Here is a 17,592-nt window from a genome sequence, read left to right on the forward strand (position 1 = left end):
CCGTTCCGGGAATACCTCGGTTGCATCCCAGCCTCTTCGAGCCGCCGCCGGGCGGAGAGATGGAAAGCCGGGTTGATGCGAGATTATATTTTATGTATAAACTATTTCGAGGGGTGGGGATGCCCTGTCCAATTCCGTCCCCTTTTCAATTCCGTCACGGTGTGGAGCCGAAGCCATGAGCGCCGAAGTCATCAAGGAAATGTCCATGGTCAAGCAGAAGGCCATGATCGCTCGCAATTACGATCTGCTGACCAGTACCCAGGACCATGGCCGCAAGGTGGTCTCGACCTTCGTTCCCGGCAATCTCAACGAGCTGATCATGTCCTTCGGCATGCTCAACAATTTGCCGGAGATCAACGCCATCCAGGGCGGGCTGCGCAAGCAGTCGGGCGCCTACATCATGGATGCCGAGAAGAACGGCCATTCCGAGGATGTCTGCACCTATGTGAAGGCCGATATCGGCATGATGGGGCGCGGCAATCTGGCGCCCAACGGCCAGCCGTTTCCGGCCCCGGACATGCTGCTGCTCAGCTATACCGGCTGCTACACCTTCATGAAGTGGTTCGAGCTGCTGCGCGAGGAGTACAAGTGCCCCACCGCCATGCTGCACGTCCCCTACGAGGGTGACGGACATTCCACCAAGAACATGCGCGACTACATCGTCAAGCAGCTCAAGGAAGTGGTCATCCCCACCATGGAGCAGGTGTCGGGGGTCAAGTTCGATATCGACCGCCTGCGCGAATGCCTGAAGCTGTCGGCCAAGGCCGAGGAGGATCTGGTCTGGGTGCTGCAAAGCGCCAAGAACAAGCCTTCGCCCATCGACGCCTATTTCGGCGCCGTCTACTACGTCGGCCCGATCTTCACCGCCTTTCGCGGCACCCAGGACGCGGTCGAGTTCTACCAGATCCTGCGGACCGAGATCGAGGAGCGCATCCGCCTGGGCAAGGGACCGATCACGCCCGAGGGCGAGATGGGGCCGGAGCGTTACCGCCTGGTGACCGAAGGTCCGCCCAACTGGACCCATTTCCGCGAATTCTGGAAGATGCTCTATGACGAGGGTGCGGTGGCGGTGGCCAGTTCCTACACCAAGGTCGGCGGCGTCTACGATTACGACGGCTTCCGCCACGATCCCGACCATCCGCTGGAGAGTCTGGCCGATTACTGCCTGGGCTGCTACACCAACCGCAACCTGCCCGAGCGTATCGACATGCTGTCCAAGTATGTGCAGGATTACGAGGCCGACGGCCTGCTGATCAACTCCATCAAGAGCTGCAACAGCTTCGCCGCCGGCCAGCTGATGATCATGAAGGAAGTGGAGAAGCGGACCGGCAAGCCCGGCGCCTTCGTCGAGACCGATCTGGTGGACCCGCGCTATTTCTCGGCCGCCAACGTCAAGAACCGTCTGGAAAGCTATTTCCAGATGATCGAGCAGAAGCGGCGCGGCGGCGGTTCCGTTCCCCTGGCGGCCGCCCAGTAGGAGGTGGGTTCAATGATGCGGATTCTCGCTCCCGGCCATTGGCCGAAACCGCGCGGCTATTCCGACGGCATGGCGGCCAAGGGCATTGTGGTGGCCGTCGCCGGGCAGGTGGGGTGGACGCCCGAACGCCGGCTGGCCGGGCCGGACTTCGTGTCCCAGGCCAGGCAGGCGCTGGAAAACATCCGCACCGTCCTGGCCGAGGCGGGCGGCAAGCCCGAGCACATCATCCGCATGACCTGGTTCGTCACCAGCAAGTCGGCCTATCTCGCCGACCGCCAAGGACTGGGCGAAGCCTACCGTTCGGTGATGGGCAAGCACTATCCGGCCATGACGGCGGTCCAGGTGGTCGCCCTGATGGTCCAGGACGCCCTGGTGGAAATCGAAGCCACGGCGGTGGTTCCGGAAACCTGAACGGACGTCAAATGGGACCCTCCTCCCCTGGCCCCGCCGGGGGAGGAGGGTCCGGGCGGATCACCCTGAATATCTTGCCGAACAAGGACGCCGCAGGATTCCCGTGTCGTGAAAAGGGGGCAGGCGCCGAAGGCGCCTGCCCGAGTTGCGGCCGGAATTGGAGGAAGTAATGGGCCGCGAAACAGATGGGGTCATTCACTCCTGACCGTGACCAGGAAGTGGCTGACCGCCTGGCGCATCTGGGCGGAATTGGCGGTCAGCCGGGACGAGGCGGACAGGACGGCATCGGAGTTGCGCCGCGCCTCGGCGACAGCCTGGGAGACCTCGGCGATGCTTGACGACACCTCCCGGGTACCCCCGGCCGCCCGCTCGACATTGGCGGCGATCAGGCGGGTGGAATCGGCCTGCTGCTGGATGCCCTGGGCCATGTCGGAGGTGATGGAATCGATGCGGGCGATGGTTGCGGCGACATCGCGGATGGCCGCCACCGCCCGCTCCGTCTCGGTCTGAACCGAGGTGATCTGGTCGGTGATCTCACGGGTGGCGTGGGCGGTCTGGTTGGCCAGATTCTTGACCTCTCCCGCCACCACCGCGAAGCCCTTGCCGGCCTCGCCCGCGCGGGCCGCCTCGATGGTGGCGTTCAGTGCCAGCAGATTGGTTTGCCCCGCGATGGCGTCGATCAGGCTGATGACGTCGCCGATACGGGTCGTCGTGCCGGCCAGCGCCCTGACGATATCCTGGGACAGGGCTGCGGTCCTGACCGCCGCCGTGGCGACTTCGGCCGTCTCGACCACCTGCCGGCGCATCCTCTCGACGGATTCGGACAGTTCCTCGGTGGCGGAGGATACGGCTCCGACGTTCTCGGCGGCGGCGTGGGAGGTTCCGGCGACGGCATCGGCCTGCCCGCCGACCTGCTCGGCCAGTTCGGACAGGCCCTGGGCGCCGGCCTCCATGGCGTGGGCGTCGGAGGCGACACCGTCCACCAGCTTCATCACGCCCGCCTCGAAACGGTCGGCCAGAGTGAGGAGGGCGTTACGGCGCTCCTGCTCGGTCCGCAGGCGCAGGCGCTCGCTCTCCTGCTCGAGATGCAGCTTCTCGGCGGCGTTGCGCTTGAAGACCTCCACCGATCGGGCCATGTCGCCGATCTCGTCGCGGCGGTGGGTCCCGAAGACCTCGACCTCGACATTTCCCCCGGCCAGACCATCCATGATGCCGATCATCTGGCGCAGCGGCCGGGTGATGGTCCGGCCGATCAGCCAGGCGAACACGCCGCCCAGCACCATGCCGAGGCCGCAGATGGCCAGCGTCCCGCCGAGTCCGGTCCGATAGACGGCCACCGCCGTCTCGTATTCCTCGAGGCCGACGCGGATCTGGAGATCAATCAGCCGCTGAGCGGTGTCGGTGGCGGCGAGGTAGGCCTGCTGATAGCGCGCTCCCGCATGTCCCCCGGCTTCCGATGCGGCGACCGCTTCCTCGCCGACCCGGCGCAGTTCGGCCAATTCCCCGGCGAATCTGACGGCCAGCTCCTTTTCCTCGTCCAGCCGGATCACCTCGCGGTAATCCTGCAGTTCGGCCTCGATCTCCTGGTCGGTGACGGCCATCTGTTGCAGGCTGGACTGGCGGGTGGCGGGATCAGCGGCGGCGATCAGCCGCTCGTGCCCGGAGCGCAGGGAATCGAGGATGTGCGACAATTGGCCCAGGGTGACGGTCCGTTCCTGATAGACGGCCCGCAATCCCCGTTCCAGGCTGCGCATCCCGTAAACGCCCAGCATTCCGGTCAGGGCGATCAGTACCGTCAGCAGGCAGGCAAGCAGCGCCAGCCTGGCCGCTATCCGCAGATGGACCAGCATCACCGATATTCCTTGATGTCCGTGGTGGGGAGAGGCGCGCCAGCGCCGCTCCCCCGTCGCGGCGGCTACAGCGAGATGCAGACCGACTTGGTCTCGGTATAAAGCTCCACGCCGGCCTTGCCGTGCTCACGCCCCCAGCCGGATTGCTTGAAGCCGCCGAAGGGCATGGCCGCATCCACCACGTTGTGGCAGTTGACCCAGACGGTGCCCGCCTTGATGGCCGGAGCCAGGGCGTGCATCTTGTTCAGATCGCGGGTCCAGATGCTGGCCCCCAGCCCGAACTCGGTGCTGTTGGCCAGGGCCGCGACCTCGTCCATGTCCGAGAACGGCATGGCCACCACCACCGGGCCGAAGATTTCCTCCTGCACCACCTTCATACCGGGTCGGGTGTCCACCAGCACGGTGGGCTGCATGAAATAGCCGTCGCGCTCCAGCATGGTTCCGCCGGACAGCGCCCTTGCCCCGTCGGCCAGCCCCGACTTGACGTAACCGCAGACCCGGTCGATCTGCTCGCGCGAGACCAGCGGCCCCAACTGGGTCTCGGGGTCGAGGCCGTGGCCCAGCTTGAAGCCGGACGCGATGGCCGAGACGCCTTCGACTACCTTGTCGAAGTTCCGCTTGTGGATCAGCAGGCGCGAGCCGGCGGTGCAGACCTGGCCCTGGTTGAAGAAAATCGCCATGGCGGCGCCGCCGATGGCGATATCCAGATCGGCGTCGTCGCAGATGATGGCCGGCGACTTGCCGCCCAGTTCCAGGGTCACCTTCTTCAGGTTGCCGGCGGCGGCCTGAAGGATCAGCCGCCCCACCTCGGTGGACCCGGTGAAGGTCACCTTGTCCACGTCGGGATGGCGGGCCAGGGCGGCGCCGGCGCCGGCCCCGAAGCCGGGAACCACGTTGACCACGCCCGCCGGGAAGCCGGCCTCCATCACCAGTTCGCCGAAGCGGATGGCGGTGAGCGGGGTCTGCTCGGCCGGCTTCAGGACCACGGTGCAGCCGGTCGCCAGGGCCGGAGCCACCTTCCATGCCGCCATCATCAGGGGGAAATTCCACGGCACGATGCAGGCGACCACGCCCACCGCTTCGCGCGTCGTGTAGGCGAAGAAGCGGTTGGGCATATAGGGAACCGACACCGGGATGGTGCTGCCTTCCAGCTTGCTCGGCCAGCCGGCCATATAGCGGAGGTAGTCGATGGTTCCCGCCACGTCCACATGGCGGGCCATGCCGACCGGCTTGCCCTGGTCCAGGGATTCCAGTTCGGCCAGTTCGTCGGCGTTGGCTTCGATCAGGTCGGCCAGACGGTGCATCAGCCGCTCGCGGGCGTGGGCCTTCATGCCCGACCACGCCTTGTCCTGAAAGGCGCGCCGCGCCGCCTTGACGGCGAGGTCGACATCGGCGGCGTCGCCCTCCGCCACCCGGGCGATCTGCCGTCCGGAGCCGGGATCGAAGACGTCGAAGGTCTTGCCCGATTGGGCCGGCACCTGCACGCCGTCGATGATCATGCCGAGAGGCCTGGCGAGGAAGTCCTTGTTGGCGGGGCGCAACATATCGAGCGGGGCGAAAGTCGTCATGATCATCATCCTTGAACTGTCTGGATCTTGTTTGTTGGGCAGGAATTGTCTCAGGGGCGGCCGGCCAGCACCGCGCCCTGCACGGAGGTGAGGAGCAGCCCCCCGGCTGGGGTCGGCGCGATGGCGGTGAGGTCTTGCTTCTGGTCCCTGGCGACGACGGCGAAGGACCGGTCCCCGGCCTTGCCCCGCACCATCAGGCCGGAAAGACCGACGCCGATCACCTCGCCATCGATCTCGGCCAGATCGGTGATCGACTCGGTGGTCTCCACCTCGATCCGGGACCAGCTCGTCCCCTGGTCCCGGCTCTGGAACAGGCTGCCGTGCAGGCCGCCCACGACGACGGTTCCGTCCCGGGCCGTCACCCCGGTCCACAAGGTTCCCCGGTATCCGACATCCTGGTAGACCCAGGTGCGGCCTCCGTCGGCCGAACGCAGCACCGTCCCCGCCTCGGCGGTGACGTAGAGGCCCTGGGCCGGGTTGCCGAATATCCGGGTCAGGTTGCGGTCGGCCTTGGCCGCGCCGGGCGGTGGCGGCAGCGGAACCTGCGTCCAGGTCCGGCCGCCGTCGGAGGTGTGCAGGAACAAGGACCAAAGCCCCACCGCCCAACCTTCGTCGGGGCTGGTGAACAGCACCGAGAACAGGGGCTGGTCGACGGCGACGTCGACGCGCTGCAGGGCCCAGGTCTCGCCTCCGTCCTGGGTGGCGATGACGGCGCCCCAGTGCCCGACCGCCCAGCCGCGCCGCTCGTCGGCGAAGCTGACCGCGGTCAGGGTCGAGGAAATGGGGACGTTGCGCGCCTGGCGGAAGGACGTGCCGCCGTCGTCGGACAGCATGACGATTCCATGCTCGCCGACGGTGACGATCCGCTGGCCGGCACGGGCGGCGCCAAGCAGCAGGGCGCTGTCGGCATTGGACCAGTGCCTGGCGGCGACCGGGGCCAGCGGCTTGGGCTCGGCCGCCTGGGCGCTTGCCGCGACCAGACCCAGGCCCAGGGCGGCGGTGATTCGGATCAGGGATATCAGGGTCATGGCCGCCTCCTCAGTGATCGAACGTGGCTGAAAGGCGGACGGGATGGCGGCGGGGCATCAGCCGCTCCAGCACCACCGCCAGGGCCGGCAGGGCGGTCATGGCCATGACGAGGTTGATGATGAACATGAAGGCGAGAAGCTTGCCCATGTCGGCCTGGAACTTGAGCGCCGACAGGCTCCAGGTGGCGACGCCCACCGCCAGGGTGATGGCAGTGAAGATGGTGGCGATGCCGACCTCGAGAATGGCGCTCTCCATGGCCTCGACGATGGGCTTGCCGTGGGCGAGGTGAAGCTGCAGCCGGTTGTAGATGTAAAAGGCGTAGTCCACGCCGATTCCCACCGCCAGCACCATCACCGGCAGGGTCGCCACGGTCAGGCCGATCTCCAGCTCCTTCATGAACCAGTAGCCGATGAAGGTCGCCACCGTCAGCGGCAGGCAGCAGGCGATCATGGCGCGGATGTCGCGGTAGGCCAGGAACACCAGGCCCAGGATGGCCAGATAGACGTTGAGCATCATGGGCAGCTCGCTCTTGGCCACCTCGTCGTTGGTGGCGGCCAGAACTCCGGCGTTGCCCGCCGCCAGACGCACCGTCACCCCGTCGACCGGATGGCGGCTCCGGTAAGCCTTCACGGCGTCGATGACCCGGTTGATGGTCGTCGCCTTGTGGTCGGCGAGGTAGAGATGGACCGCCGTCATGCTGCAATCCTTGTTGATGTATCCCTTGACCCGGCCGATCTCGGCGCTCAGCGCGCCGTAATTGGTGGGGTCGATGGGAACCACCGCCATTTTGGGATTGCCCTCGTTGTAGCCCTGGCTGTAGGTCCGCAGCATTCCGGCATAGGACGAGACCGAGACCACGCCGGGGATGCTGCGCACCGCCGCCACGAAGTCGTCCTGGGCCAGGCCGATCTGCGGGGAGTCGCAGGAATCCGGCCCGGCCTCGAAGACGATGGACAGCCAGTCCAGCCCGATGTCGTAATCGCCGGCGATGGCCACCGCGTCCTTATTGAAGCGGGAATCGGGGCGCAGTTCGGGGGCGCCCGGCTGGATGGTGCCGACGATCCGGTCCTCGCTCTTCCACACCGCCAGGGCGAAGATCAGGCCGACGGCAATGGTGGTCAGCACCGCGTTGCGCGGCTCGGCCACCTTGGACAGCGACCGCAGCCAGCCCGAACGGGCCTCGCGCTTGCTCAGGGCGCGATCGGCATAGTCCTTGGTGAAGTGGAAATAGGACGCGGCCACCGGAAGCATCACCAGATTGGTGATGATCTTGTAGGCGACGCCGAGCGACGCCGTGATCGCCAGTTCCCGCACCATGGGGATGGGGATCAGCAGCAAGGTGACGAAGGACACGAAGGCGGTGACCAGCGCCAGGGTTCCGGGGACCAGAAGGCCGCTGAAGCTGGCCCGCGCCGCTTCCTGGGACGAGCGTCCCTGGGAAAGCTCGCGCACGATGTAGTTGATCTGCTGCACGCCGTGCGAGACGCCGATGGAGAAGACCAGGAACGGCACCAGCACGGCCAGGGGGTCGAGGCCGAACCCCAGCAGGCGCAACGTTCCGAACTGCCACACCAGGGAGGCCAGAGAGCACGCGATGGGCAGAAGGGTGAAGCGGAGGGAATGGCAGTACCAGTAGACCGCCAGCGCGGTCAGGACCAGGGCGATCAGGCAGAACAGCAAGACGCCCTGCGCTCCGTCGGCGATGTCGCCGATCTGCTTGGAAAAACCGATGATCTGAATCTCGAAGGCGCCGTCCTCGAAGGGCTGGCGGATTTTCTCCTCGAGAATCCGGTTGAAGGCGATGTAGTCCAGCTTGGCGCCGTGGGCATCGGTCTCGTTCAAGTCCACGGTGACCATGGCGCTGGTCTCGTTGCGCGACACCATGGTGCCGACATAGCCGCCGGCGACGGTCGAGGCGCGGATGGTCTGGATGACGGCGGGCGTCAGCGCGGCCGGGGTGACGGTCCCCGGGATGACCGGGTCGGCCCTGAAGCCTTCCTCGGTGATCTCGTTGACGAAGCAGTTGGGGGTCCACAGGGACTGAACCCCCAGCTTGTCCACATTGGGAAGGAACGACACCGCCTGACTGACGCCGTAGAGGCGGGACAGCCCCTCCACCGTCCAGATGCTTCCCTGGCGCGCCTTCACCACCACCGTGATCCGGTTGGCTCCGAACAGATCGGCCTTATACCTCTCGAAGGTATCGGTGTACTCGTGTCCGACCGGAATCTGCTTCTCGAACCCGGCTTCCATATGGAGCTGGACCGCGAACACCGCCATGATTCCCGTGAAGGACAGCAGCACCGCCAGCAGCGCTCCACGGTAGCGGAAGATGACGCCTTCCAATCTCAGAACCAGCCGATCCAAACCCGATCCCTGTGCCACTGAACAGTCTCCCCGGACCACAAGCCGTTAGAAGTTGCGGGTAATATAGCCGCCGATGAAGTCGCGGTCGCCCAGCGGCTGGCTCAGCACTCCGCCACCGAAGAAGTGGGTGAAGTTGATGCCTCCCTGCCAGGTGGCGGGGTTCTGGACGAAGTTGACGTAGGTGTTGAGCGACCTCGCCCCCGCCAGGTAATTGGCCTGGAAGTTGGGGGTGTTGCCGTAGACGGCCCAGCTGTAGGTGGCGCCGGGAATGACCTGCCATCCGGGAATGACGCTGCCGTCATAGGTGACGTTGTAATCGGCCACCATGCCCACGGAATGGGCGGTACCCTTGCTGCCGGTGATGGGGTAGCTGGAGCTGGACGAATTGGCCAGCCAGGGGAAATACCCCGCCTGATATCCCTGGACCACCTTCTGGCCGCCGACGACGGAGGTGACCTGCTTCTTGTCGTTGACGCCGGGATAGAAGATCCAGGTTCCCTCCAGGGTCAGCGAGCCGCCCGACGCCCCGATACGGTCGAGGAAGGGATAGTCGCTGGGGGTCATGGCCAGCAGGCCGACGATATCGGTCTGGTACTTCTCCATCTCCTTCCACTGGTGGCAGTTGATGCCGGTGGGGGCGTTCTGGGCGTCCATGGGGGCCGACGGCGAGAAGCAGCCGGTCAGCGCCACGGCGTCGCGGGGACGGTAGGACACTTCCGAGCCCACCGACCAGTCGCCCAGCGGGAAGTTGGCGCTGGCGCCGTAGAGCTGGCGATTTTCCAGATACCGGGGCGACACGGTGCCGTTGACGTTGTTGTCCATCACCGGCAGCTTGTCGTGGTAGTTCAGGAAATAGAGGCCCAGGTCCACATTGGTCCCGGACGGCTTCATGTGCACGTTGATGCCGAACTGGCCCTGCTTGCTGTCCGGCTCCATGTCTGGCCCCATGTTGACCACGGTGGCGCCGGGGGTGCCGGGAGCCGCCCACAGGTTGGCATTGCCGCCGTTCAGGTAGATGGGCTTGACGCCGGCCCCCAGATTGTTGCTGACCGACCAGTAGCTTCCGACCGGCGCGAACCGGTTATGGTTCCACCAGAACTGGTAATAGGCCTCCACGTCCAGGCCCGACCTGACGTTCTGGGCAAAGCTGATCATCGGCGACGGGATGACCGCTTCCTTCAGCTGGGTGCCTGGAATGGCAAGCTTTTGCAGATCCATGGCGTTGGTGGCGTTGATACCGCCGGCGGCGAACAGGCTTTCGCCCCAGTTCAGCACCTGATTGCCCAGGCGGACATGGCCGCGTTTCTGATCGACGGTGTAGTCCTTGCTGGCCCACAGATCGAGCAACTGGAAGTCACCGCTGAACTTCTTGCGGGCGGCGTCCTCCATACGGTCGTACTGGGTGAAGCGGGCCGCCGGGTCGAACAGTCCCGTGCCGCGGGCCATGAACTTGTAGCCGTCGTAACCGCTGAGAAGCAGTTCGCTGGTTCCCTTGAGGTAGCCGGTATAGGGCTGCCCCTGCTTGTAGTTCAGGTTGCCGTTCTGGCCGTTGCCCCACTGGGCGGCGTTGGCACTGGCGCCGCAACCGGCCGAGCCGCTGCCGCCCGCCTTGGGATCGCCGGTCCGGCCGCAGGACGGGTCCTGGGTACGGATGCCGATGCCGGCGGTAATCTGGGTGACCCAGGACGCGTGGACCTCGCCGATGTCGTATTCCGCGGCGAATGCGGGCGCCGTGCCGAAGACGGCGACGGCCGCGGCCAGACAAGTACTGCGCGTCAGCGCCTGACGAAACAGAGCCATAATGCCCCCTCTTGATGTAGTCCCCGGAAGGATTCGGCGCCGCGTTCGGGCAAAGCCCCGGGGTTGCCGGCGCCCGGAAGGGCGCCGGCGGTTGGATGGTGTCGGGTCGGGAAACGGTCAGCGTTCGCTGACGGCCCTCAGGGATTCGGACGAATAGAAGCCGTCGGTGAAGTGGGTATCCGCTCCCGCCTCGGCCACCCACTGCATATCCTGGGGAGAGCCCAAGGCGGCCTGATCGAACACGTAGCGGCCGTTCACCAGATCGTACTGGACGAACGCCTCGACATCGCAAGCCCCGCCCAGTTCCCAGACCGGGATGGAGAAGCCTTCGCGCACCTTCCACAGGCGCCCCTGGGCGTCGTAATCCTCGCCGGCCAGGGCCAGGAAGGTGTCCTCGTCGAAGTACATCACCTTCTTCGGGGCGACGTGCCGGACGTCGGCCTTGGCGGTTCCCTCGACCACGATCACCCGGTGCAGCTCGTAATGCCGCCGGTCGGGGTTGATGTACTTGTCCTGGGCGACGTCCTTGAACTCGTTCTTGTAATTGTAGACGTCGAAGCTGTGGTAGGGGACGTAGACGTCCTTCTTTCCGACGATCTTCCAGTCGAAACGGTCGATGGGGCCGTTGAACAGATAGGGCTCATCGAGGGCGTAGTTGTTCTCGAAGCCGATCTGCGGGGCGTCGTACTGATAGGTGGGCATCCGGCGGACGCGCCGCTGGCCGGGGAAGTAGTAATACGTTTCCGCCGAGGCCGATTTCAGGGAGTAACGCTGGACGATGCCCTGCCCCGCCAGGGCGGGCGGATTGTTGTAGGCGAAGAAGATGCTGAAATGCAGGCCGTTGTTGATGTCCGGGGAGTTCTGCCCCTTGGCGCCCCACGGAAAGTAGGTGTATTGCGGCCCGTTGGTGGCGATCCATTCGGTGCTGCCCGGCCGGGGAGAAACCGCCGTGGTGGTCTTGGGCCAGTGGATGCCGACGCCGCGATAGCGCAACTGATGGTTCCACAGAACCTCGGCGCCGTTGGCCGGATTGGGGAACGGAATGCCGGGCAGGACGGCGCTTTCCACGAAATTGCCGCTGGCGTCCAGCTTGGCCTTTCCGGGGTTGGCCTTGGTGTTGGCCTGAACCCAATCGGGGTAGCCGCAGTCGCGCCGGGTGGGATAGACGTCCATGCGGTAGTCGGGCTTTTGCTGGAACAGGGCCGCCTGACCGGGCGTCAGCTTGTCGGCGTACTGGCTGAGATTGGCCGCGGTGATCGAAAACAGCGGCTTGTCGCCGCGATATTTCCAATGTTCGCCGCGAACCTTGCCGTAGGTCCAACCCGCCTCGGGAACCGCCGGGCCGGAAAATTCGGGAATTGCATCGGCAGCCAACGCCGCCCCGCCAGCGACGAGTATGGCAATGACGGCCCCGGAAAAGGGCAGACTGGACAACTTCATGGACGATCCTCCCGGGTGCCGGCGCGACTTGGGTTCGGCCGGTTCTTCCCTGTAACGTGTTAAGCCTTCCCACTCGCGCCTGCAGTCAAAGCGCAGAGTCTCCGGTCCGGGCTTCTCTTGATGAGTATTCAGCCATGCGGATGCCGGGTGGTATTGTGATAGCAAGGAGATCGAAAGACATGAAATAACCTAATGTGGTTATTCGGGGGTAATGGCTGATATGATAGCCAGGAATGAAAGAATTGCCGCATGTTGCGGCGCACACATATCTTTGGCCTAATTCCAAAATCCATACCAACCCCTAATAACTCGGCGGATTCTCCATGGTTAAGGCATTGATCGTTGATGACCATCCGCTGTTCCGCGAGGCCCTGGCCTTCATCCTGTCCCAGGTGGAAGGGGGGTCAACCAGCGCGCAGGCCGAATCGCTGGAACAGGCGACGGCGGCGCTCAGGCAGGACACGTCCTTCGACCTGGTGCTGCTGGATCTCGGATTGCCGGGGGCCAACGGGTTGAACGGTGTCCTGACCGTCCGCAACATGATTCCGACCACCCCCATCGTGGTGGTTTCGGCGGTGGAGGATCGCGATGTCATCCACCGCGCCGCGCAGATCGGCGTCAGCGGCTATATCGTCAAGACCAGCGGAACGGAGATGATCCGGACCGCCCTGACCTCCATCTTGATGGGGAACGCCCATTTCCCCACAAGCCTGGATCAGGGAGGCGGCACCTCGGCCGGGGGGGAAGGCTCGGACATATCGCAACTGACCCCGAGGCAACTGACGGTGCTGAGCCTGCTGGGCGAGGCCAAATCCAACAAGCAGATCGCCTATGAACTGAACATCAGCCAGGAAACGGTGAAAATCCACATCTCGGCGATCTTGCGCAAACTGGGCGTTTCCAGCCGGGCCCAGGCGGTCAAGCTGGCCTACAAGATGCGGTGAGACGTCCTCCTAATCCGTCGCCACGGCCATGATCTGCCCCATGCACAGCCGCTCGATCTCGTCGGCATCGAAGTCGAGATGGGAGCGCTGGGCCATGAAGACCATCAGCCCCTCGATCATGGCCGCCACCAGGATGGCCTTGCGGGCGGCGGCGGCGGGGTCGGTGGAGCCGCTCATTTCCAGGATCAGCCTTTCCAGGTTTGCGAGGTGGTGGCGATAGGCTCCCGCCAGGATCTCGGCCGCGCCGGGATCGCGGTTGGCGAAGGCCCACAATTCGAAGAACACCGCGTTGGTGCGCGGTGAGCGGATATCCTTCAGCAGATAACGGATGACGTTCTCGAACCGCTGGCGCGCGTCGCCGCTCTGGTCGATGCCGGAATAGTTGACGTCGTATTGACGGGCCAGATAGGCCAGAACGGCGTCGAGCAGGCTGTGGCGCGAATCGAAATAGTGCTGAAGGTTGCCGACGGTTATCCCGCAGCGCCGGGCCACCTCTCTCAGCGACAGGGGCTCGATTCCCTTTTCCGCGATGATGTCCAGCGCATGGCCGAGCGCCTGCATGACGCGTCCGCGCCCCTTCGGAGTGTTGGCATAGCGGCCGAGTATGTCGGCATACGCCTCGGATTCGCGGCTGTCCGGGGGTTCGCTCTCCCCGCCTTCGCCCTCTCGCATGATCCGGTCTCCATCGGCACGTTGACAAAAAAGGTCAGTCGACCTATTTTTCGGGAAAATAGGTCATGTAACCTAATTAAACCAAGACGCGGGAGAGGATCAATGTCCAAGGAACCAATCTGCGCCGGCCGGCGCAGGGCGATCACCGCCATGGCGGTATTACCGGCGGCGATGGCCGCCGGCCTGCCCGTCGAGGCGGCGGCGGGGAACCCACCCTACGACGCCATCGTCATCGGAGGAGGTTTCGCCGGGTGCACGGCATCGCGTGAAATCGCCAAGGCCGGTAAAAGGGTGCTTGTGCTGGAGGCCCGCAACCGGGTGGGAGGGCGAACCTTCTCCACCAAGGTGGGGGGACACGCCTTCGAGTTCGGGGGAACCTGGATTCATTGGAGCCAACCCCATGTCTGGGCCGAGGTGACCCGTTACGGCCTGGGAATCACGGCCAGTTCCGGCGCCAATCCCGAACACACGGCTCTTTTGAGCGAGGGGCGGTTGATCCAGTCCCCCGCTGGCGAGATGCTCCCGGTCCTGGGCGCGGCCATGGCCAAGTTCTGCAATGTGGACGGCCAGGACGGGCGGACCGTCTTTCCCCGTCCCCACGACCCGTTCTTTTCCCCCGAGCCGGCCAAGTACGATTCCCTGTCGTTGCAGGACCGGCTCGACGCCCTGGACTTCTCGCCGGTCGAGCGCGATCTGGTGGCGGCGCAACTGGCCATCAACTGCCACAACGATCCTCGCCGGGGCGGATTGCTGGATCAGGTGAAATGGTGGTCCCTCGGCGACTATGAGATGGAGCGCTATTTCAACAAACTGGCCGTCTACAAGATCGCCGAGGGCACCGGCGCCCTTGCCAGGGCGATCGTCGAGGACGGCAAGGCCGAGGTGCGGCTGTCCTCCCCCGTCAAGTCGGTGACGCGGACCGGAGGCATCTTCGCCATCACCACGACGCGGGGCGAGGTGTTCACGGCCCGCTCCGTAGTGGTGGCGGTGCCCCTGAACGTGCTGGCCTCCATCGAGTTCTCCCCCGCCCTTCCGGACGCGAAGATGGCTGCCGCCCGGCAGGGCCACACCGGCGGTGGAACCAAATGCTACATCAAGCTGGCACGACGGATCGGCAACTGGCTCGGTCAGGCGCCGTTTCCCCATCCCATCAGTCTGGCCTGGACGGAGGAGGATGCCGAGGACGGCACCCTGCTGGTCGCCTTCGGACCTCCCAAGGCCATGGACATCACCAACGAGAGGGAGGTCCAGACGGTGCTGCGCACCCTTATCCCCGACGCCGAGGTCAAGGCCGTCTACGGCTACCAGTGGGAGAACGACCCGTTCTCGCGGGGAACGTGGTGCTGGTACCGGCCCGGAATGTTCACCCGTTCCCTCCGGGACCTTCAGGCGCCGACCGGCGGATTGTTCTTCGCCTCCGCCGATCACGCCAGCGGCTGGAGGGGATTCATCGACGGGGCCATCGAAAGCGGCCTGAGCGCCGGCCGTCAGGCCCGCAACCATCTCGATGTTTGAGGAAAGGGCTCGATGATGTGGAAGAAGATCGGTTTCCTGGCCGCCGTCATGACCTTGCTTGCCGCCGCCGGAGCGAAGGCGGGGGGATGTTCTCCCGAAGCGGGTCGCCGGCTGTACGAAAGCAAATGCGCCCTGTGCCACCCGAACACGCCGTCGGGTGAGCACAATATCGGCCCCAATCTCCATGCGGTGGTCGGCCGCCCGGTCGCTGCCGCCAAGGGCTTCGGCTATTCGCTGGCCCTCGCCGGGGTCAGGGCCAAGTGGACGGCGGAACGGATCGAGGCGTGGCTGACCGACCCCAACAAGCTCTATCCGGGAACCTCCATGGCCTTCGCCGGGCTGAAATCCGCCGAGGACCGGGCGGATATCGCCTGCTTCCTGGCCGGGGCCGGGGCCGGGGACGGCGCGGCCGGGACGCGATCGCCGCTCGAGCGGGAACTGGACGGCCGGCTGCGCGACATCGAACGGCTGTGGCGGGATGGCGACGCCCGCGCCATGGCCTCGTCGCTCTATACCGCCGATGCCGTCATCGCCGGCGAGGGAATGCCCCAGGCGGTCCAGGGAACCGCCGGCATCGAGGCGCTGCTCGTCACCCTGGTCAAGGACAGCGGAGAGGTGCGCCTGACCAGCCGCGCCACCCAAAGCCTGGGCCAGGGCGCCGCGCTGATGTGGATGACGTGGCTGGTCACCCCCCGCGACGCGGCCCAGGGTTCCCCCTTCACCATGCGCTCCCTGATGGTCTGGAGAAAATCGGCGGAACGCTGGAAGATCGCTGCGGATATGTATTCCGTTGGCGACCTTCCCGATCTGCGGTCACGCTGACGGGGACCGGCCGAGGCGATAACCACAATAGGTTATCGCCTCGGCCGGGCATGATTGATGTAGTCTCGGACCGTGCCGTTGCATGGACTCCCCGACCAATAAGGCGGAGCCGATACGGGAGGTTTGAGGATGACGTCTCTGGTTGCGCGCTCCATCGGAGCGGCGAGTGTGTTCGCGTTTGCCCTGTTGGGAAGTGCCGTCGCCACGGCGGCTCCGCCGTCCTCCGAGGGCGAGGCCCTTCTGGACGCCAAGTGCTCGTCGTGCCATGTCCGGTCCGCCGGGGATGGCCTGTTCCGCATCGACCATATCCGCAAGACCCCGGAAGGCTGGAGCATGACGCTGTGGCGCATGCGCCAGTGGCACGGGCTTCAGGTCAGCGACGACGAGGAGCGGAGCCTGATCAAGTATCTGGCCGATACCCGTGGACTCGCTCCCGAGGAGGCCGCTCCCTACCGCTATGCGCTGGAGCGCCGCACCCTGGTCGAGGCGCCCGACGATGCCGATACGGCCGTGCTGTGCGCCCGTTGCCATTCCTACGCCCGCCCCGCCCTGCAGCGCCGGACCGAGGACGAGTGGCGGCGGCTGATCCACATGCATCTGGCCCAGTGGCCGACCATCGAGTACCACGCTTTTTCCCGCGACCGGAAATGGTGGGAAATCGTTTCCACCCAACTGCCGGCCAAGCTGGCGGCCAAGTGGCCGCTGTCCTCCGCCGCCTGGGATCGCTGGAAGACGAAGACGTCTCCCGATCTGTCCGGCGTCTGGACGGTTTCCGGCCATCGCCCCGGCAAGGGCGGCTATACCGGCCGCATGGATGTCCGGGCGGCGGATCGCGACCACTATGCCATGACCTACCGCCTGGTCTGGGCGGACGGCTCGGAGGAAACCGGACAGGGCAGTTCGGTGGTCTATACCGGCTACGAATGGCGGGGCTCCACCACGCTGGGCGGTGAACGCCGGGACGAGGTCCTGACCGTCGAGCCGGGCGGCAACCGCATCGCCGGGCGCTGGTTCGTCAAGGGGCAGGAGGGTGTCGGCGGCGACATGACGGCGGTTCGCGGTTCCGACATGATCGCCTCCGTCACTCCCGCTTACCTGAAGCGGGGGATTCCCACGCGGATCACCATCGCCGGAAGCGGTCTGGCCGGAACGCCGTCCCTTGGCCGGGGCGTCAAGATTTCCAAGGTCATCTCGTCGAGCCCCGAATCGGTCACGGTTCTGGCCGAGGCCGCCAGGAACGCCCCCGAAGGTCCGCGCGCCGTCGCCGTCGGACGCGCCGGGCTCAAGGATGGGCTTGCCATCTACGGCGCCATCGCCTCGGTCAAGGTCGAGCCCGCCGACATGGTGGCCCGCAACGGCGGCAACGGCGGTCCGGTGCCGACCACCCTGGCCCAGTTCGAGGCGGTGGCCTATACCGGCGACGGCCAGCGGATCGGCGTGGTGCCCGCCCGCTGGTCGGCCAGGCCGTTCGACGACACCGCCCTGCACGACAAGGACGTGGAGTTCGGCGGCACGCTGTCGGCCGACGGGTTGTTCACGCCCGGCGACGCCGGACCCAACCCGAAGCGGGGCGGCGGCAACAACAACGCCAACCTGTACGTCGTCGCCGAGGTGACGGACGGGCCGCGCCAAGTCGAGGGCAAGGCCCACTTGATCATCGCCCCGCAACGCTGGAACGATTCCCCCATCCGCTGAAG

Annotated in this window: 13 protein-coding genes; 6 read left to right on the top strand and 7 right to left on the bottom strand. The window is 65.6% G+C overall.

The features are described from left to right. The first annotated feature begins 175 nt into the window (after positions 1-175). Positions 176-1,477, top strand: a complete 1,302-nt coding sequence (gene bcrB / locus CP958_RS09175) for a benzoyl-CoA reductase subunit B (RefSeq protein WP_096701649.1) — start codon at positions 176-178, stop codon at positions 1,475-1,477. Between the two features lie 12 nt (positions 1,478-1,489). Continuing rightward, a complete protein-coding gene (locus CP958_RS09180; RefSeq protein WP_096701650.1) occupies positions 1,490-1,888 on the top strand; it encodes a RidA family protein in 399 nt (132 codons plus the stop codon). Positions 1,889-2,079: 191 nt separating this feature from the next. Here the strand turns inward: CP958_RS09180 and CP958_RS09185 are convergent, their stop codons facing one another. From CP958_RS09185 to CP958_RS09210, 6 genes are all read right to left on the bottom strand, one after another. Continuing rightward, entirely contained in the window at positions 2,080-3,738 is a 1,659-nt protein-coding gene (locus CP958_RS09185; protein ID WP_096701651.1) for a methyl-accepting chemotaxis protein, read from the bottom strand. Positions 3,739-3,803: 65 nt separating this feature from the next. Further along, the gene (locus CP958_RS09190; RefSeq protein WP_197706383.1) at positions 3,804-5,306 is read right to left on the bottom strand and encodes an aldehyde dehydrogenase family protein; all 1,503 of its coding nucleotides are present in this window, start codon (positions 5,304-5,306) and stop codon (positions 3,804-3,806) included. A gap of 50 nt (positions 5,307-5,356) precedes the next feature. Then, on the bottom strand, positions 5,357-6,334 hold the full coding sequence (locus CP958_RS09195; RefSeq protein ID WP_096701652.1) for a YCF48-related protein: 978 nt from the start codon (positions 6,332-6,334) through the stop codon (positions 5,357-5,359). Positions 6,335-6,344: 10 nt separating this feature from the next. Then, positions 6,345-8,720 (bottom strand): efflux RND transporter permease subunit, encoded by a 2,376-nt coding sequence (locus CP958_RS09200; protein WP_242442814.1) that lies wholly within the window; start codon positions 8,718-8,720, stop codon positions 6,345-6,347. Between the two features lie 27 nt (positions 8,721-8,747). Continuing rightward, on the bottom strand, positions 8,748-10,502 hold the full coding sequence (locus tag CP958_RS09205; protein ID WP_096701653.1) for a DUF1302 family protein: 1,755 nt from the start codon (positions 10,500-10,502) through the stop codon (positions 8,748-8,750). Between the two features lie 117 nt (positions 10,503-10,619). Beyond that, positions 10,620-11,942, bottom strand: a complete 1,323-nt coding sequence (locus CP958_RS09210) for a DUF1329 domain-containing protein (protein ID WP_096701654.1) — start codon at positions 11,940-11,942, stop codon at positions 10,620-10,622. A gap of 323 nt (positions 11,943-12,265) precedes the next feature. Between CP958_RS09210 and CP958_RS09215 the strand changes: the two genes are divergently transcribed. Continuing rightward, positions 12,266-12,886, top strand: coding sequence for a response regulator transcription factor (locus CP958_RS09215; RefSeq protein WP_096701655.1), 621 nt, complete (start codon positions 12,266-12,268; stop codon positions 12,884-12,886). A 9-nt stretch (positions 12,887-12,895) separates the two neighbouring features. On the opposite strand, the gene CP958_RS09220 is transcribed toward CP958_RS09215, so the two are convergent. After that, the gene (locus CP958_RS09220; protein ID WP_096701656.1) at positions 12,896-13,558 is read right to left on the bottom strand and encodes a TetR/AcrR family transcriptional regulator; all 663 of its coding nucleotides are present in this window, start codon (positions 13,556-13,558) and stop codon (positions 12,896-12,898) included. A 102-nt stretch (positions 13,559-13,660) separates the two neighbouring features. On the opposite strand from CP958_RS09220, the gene CP958_RS09225 reads away from it, so the two are divergent. The 3 genes from CP958_RS09225 to peaA all read left to right on the top strand — a co-directional run bounded on the left by CP958_RS09225 (position 13,661) and on the right by peaA (position 17,590). Next, complete coding sequence (locus CP958_RS09225) at positions 13,661-15,073, top strand: NAD(P)/FAD-dependent oxidoreductase (RefSeq protein ID WP_170958910.1); 1,413 nt, start codon at positions 13,661-13,663, stop codon at positions 15,071-15,073. Positions 15,074-15,085: 12 nt separating this feature from the next. After that, positions 15,086-15,895, top strand: coding sequence for a DUF4440 domain-containing protein (locus CP958_RS09230; protein WP_096701658.1), 810 nt, complete (start codon positions 15,086-15,088; stop codon positions 15,893-15,895). Positions 15,896-16,024: 129 nt separating this feature from the next. Next, positions 16,025-17,590 (top strand): quinohemoprotein amine dehydrogenase subunit alpha, encoded by a 1,566-nt coding sequence (gene peaA / locus CP958_RS09235; protein ID WP_096701659.1) that lies wholly within the window; start codon positions 16,025-16,027, stop codon positions 17,588-17,590. Positions 17,591-17,592 lie beyond the last annotated feature (2 nt).

It is taken from the genome of Magnetospirillum sp. 15-1 (assembly GCF_900184795.1).
Taxonomy (GTDB): domain Bacteria; phylum Pseudomonadota; class Alphaproteobacteria; order Rhodospirillales; family Magnetospirillaceae; genus Phaeospirillum.

Excerpts from the sequence above, each read along its gene's own strand:
- bcrB (WP_096701649.1), top strand. The coding sequence starts at position 176 with ATGAGCGCCGAAGTCATCAAGGAAATGTCCATGGTCAAGCAGAAGGCC.
- CP958_RS09180 (WP_096701650.1), top strand. The coding sequence starts at position 1,490 with ATGATGCGGATTCTCGCTCCCGGCCATTGGCCGAAACCGCGCGGCTAT.
- CP958_RS09185 (WP_096701651.1), bottom strand. The coding sequence starts at position 3,738 with ATGCTGGTCCATCTGCGGATAGCGGCCAGGCTGGCGCTGCTTGCCTGC.
- CP958_RS09190 (WP_197706383.1), bottom strand. The coding sequence starts at position 5,306 with ATGACGACTTTCGCCCCGCTCGATATGTTGCGCCCCGCCAACAAGGAC.
- CP958_RS09195 (WP_096701652.1), bottom strand. The coding sequence starts at position 6,334 with ATGACCCTGATATCCCTGATCCGAATCACCGCCGCCCTGGGCCTGGGT.
- CP958_RS09205 (WP_096701653.1), bottom strand. The coding sequence starts at position 10,502 with ATGGCTCTGTTTCGTCAGGCGCTGACGCGCAGTACTTGTCTGGCCGCG.
- CP958_RS09210 (WP_096701654.1), bottom strand. The coding sequence starts at position 11,942 with ATGAAGTTGTCCAGTCTGCCCTTTTCCGGGGCCGTCATTGCCATACTC.
- CP958_RS09215 (WP_096701655.1), top strand. The coding sequence starts at position 12,266 with ATGGTTAAGGCATTGATCGTTGATGACCATCCGCTGTTCCGCGAGGCC.
- CP958_RS09220 (WP_096701656.1), bottom strand. The coding sequence starts at position 13,558 with ATGCGAGAGGGCGAAGGCGGGGAGAGCGAACCCCCGGACAGCCGCGAA.
- CP958_RS09225 (WP_170958910.1), top strand. The coding sequence starts at position 13,661 with ATGTCCAAGGAACCAATCTGCGCCGGCCGGCGCAGGGCGATCACCGCC.
- CP958_RS09230 (WP_096701658.1), top strand. The coding sequence starts at position 15,086 with ATGATGTGGAAGAAGATCGGTTTCCTGGCCGCCGTCATGACCTTGCTT.
- peaA (WP_096701659.1), top strand. The coding sequence starts at position 16,025 with ATGACGTCTCTGGTTGCGCGCTCCATCGGAGCGGCGAGTGTGTTCGCG.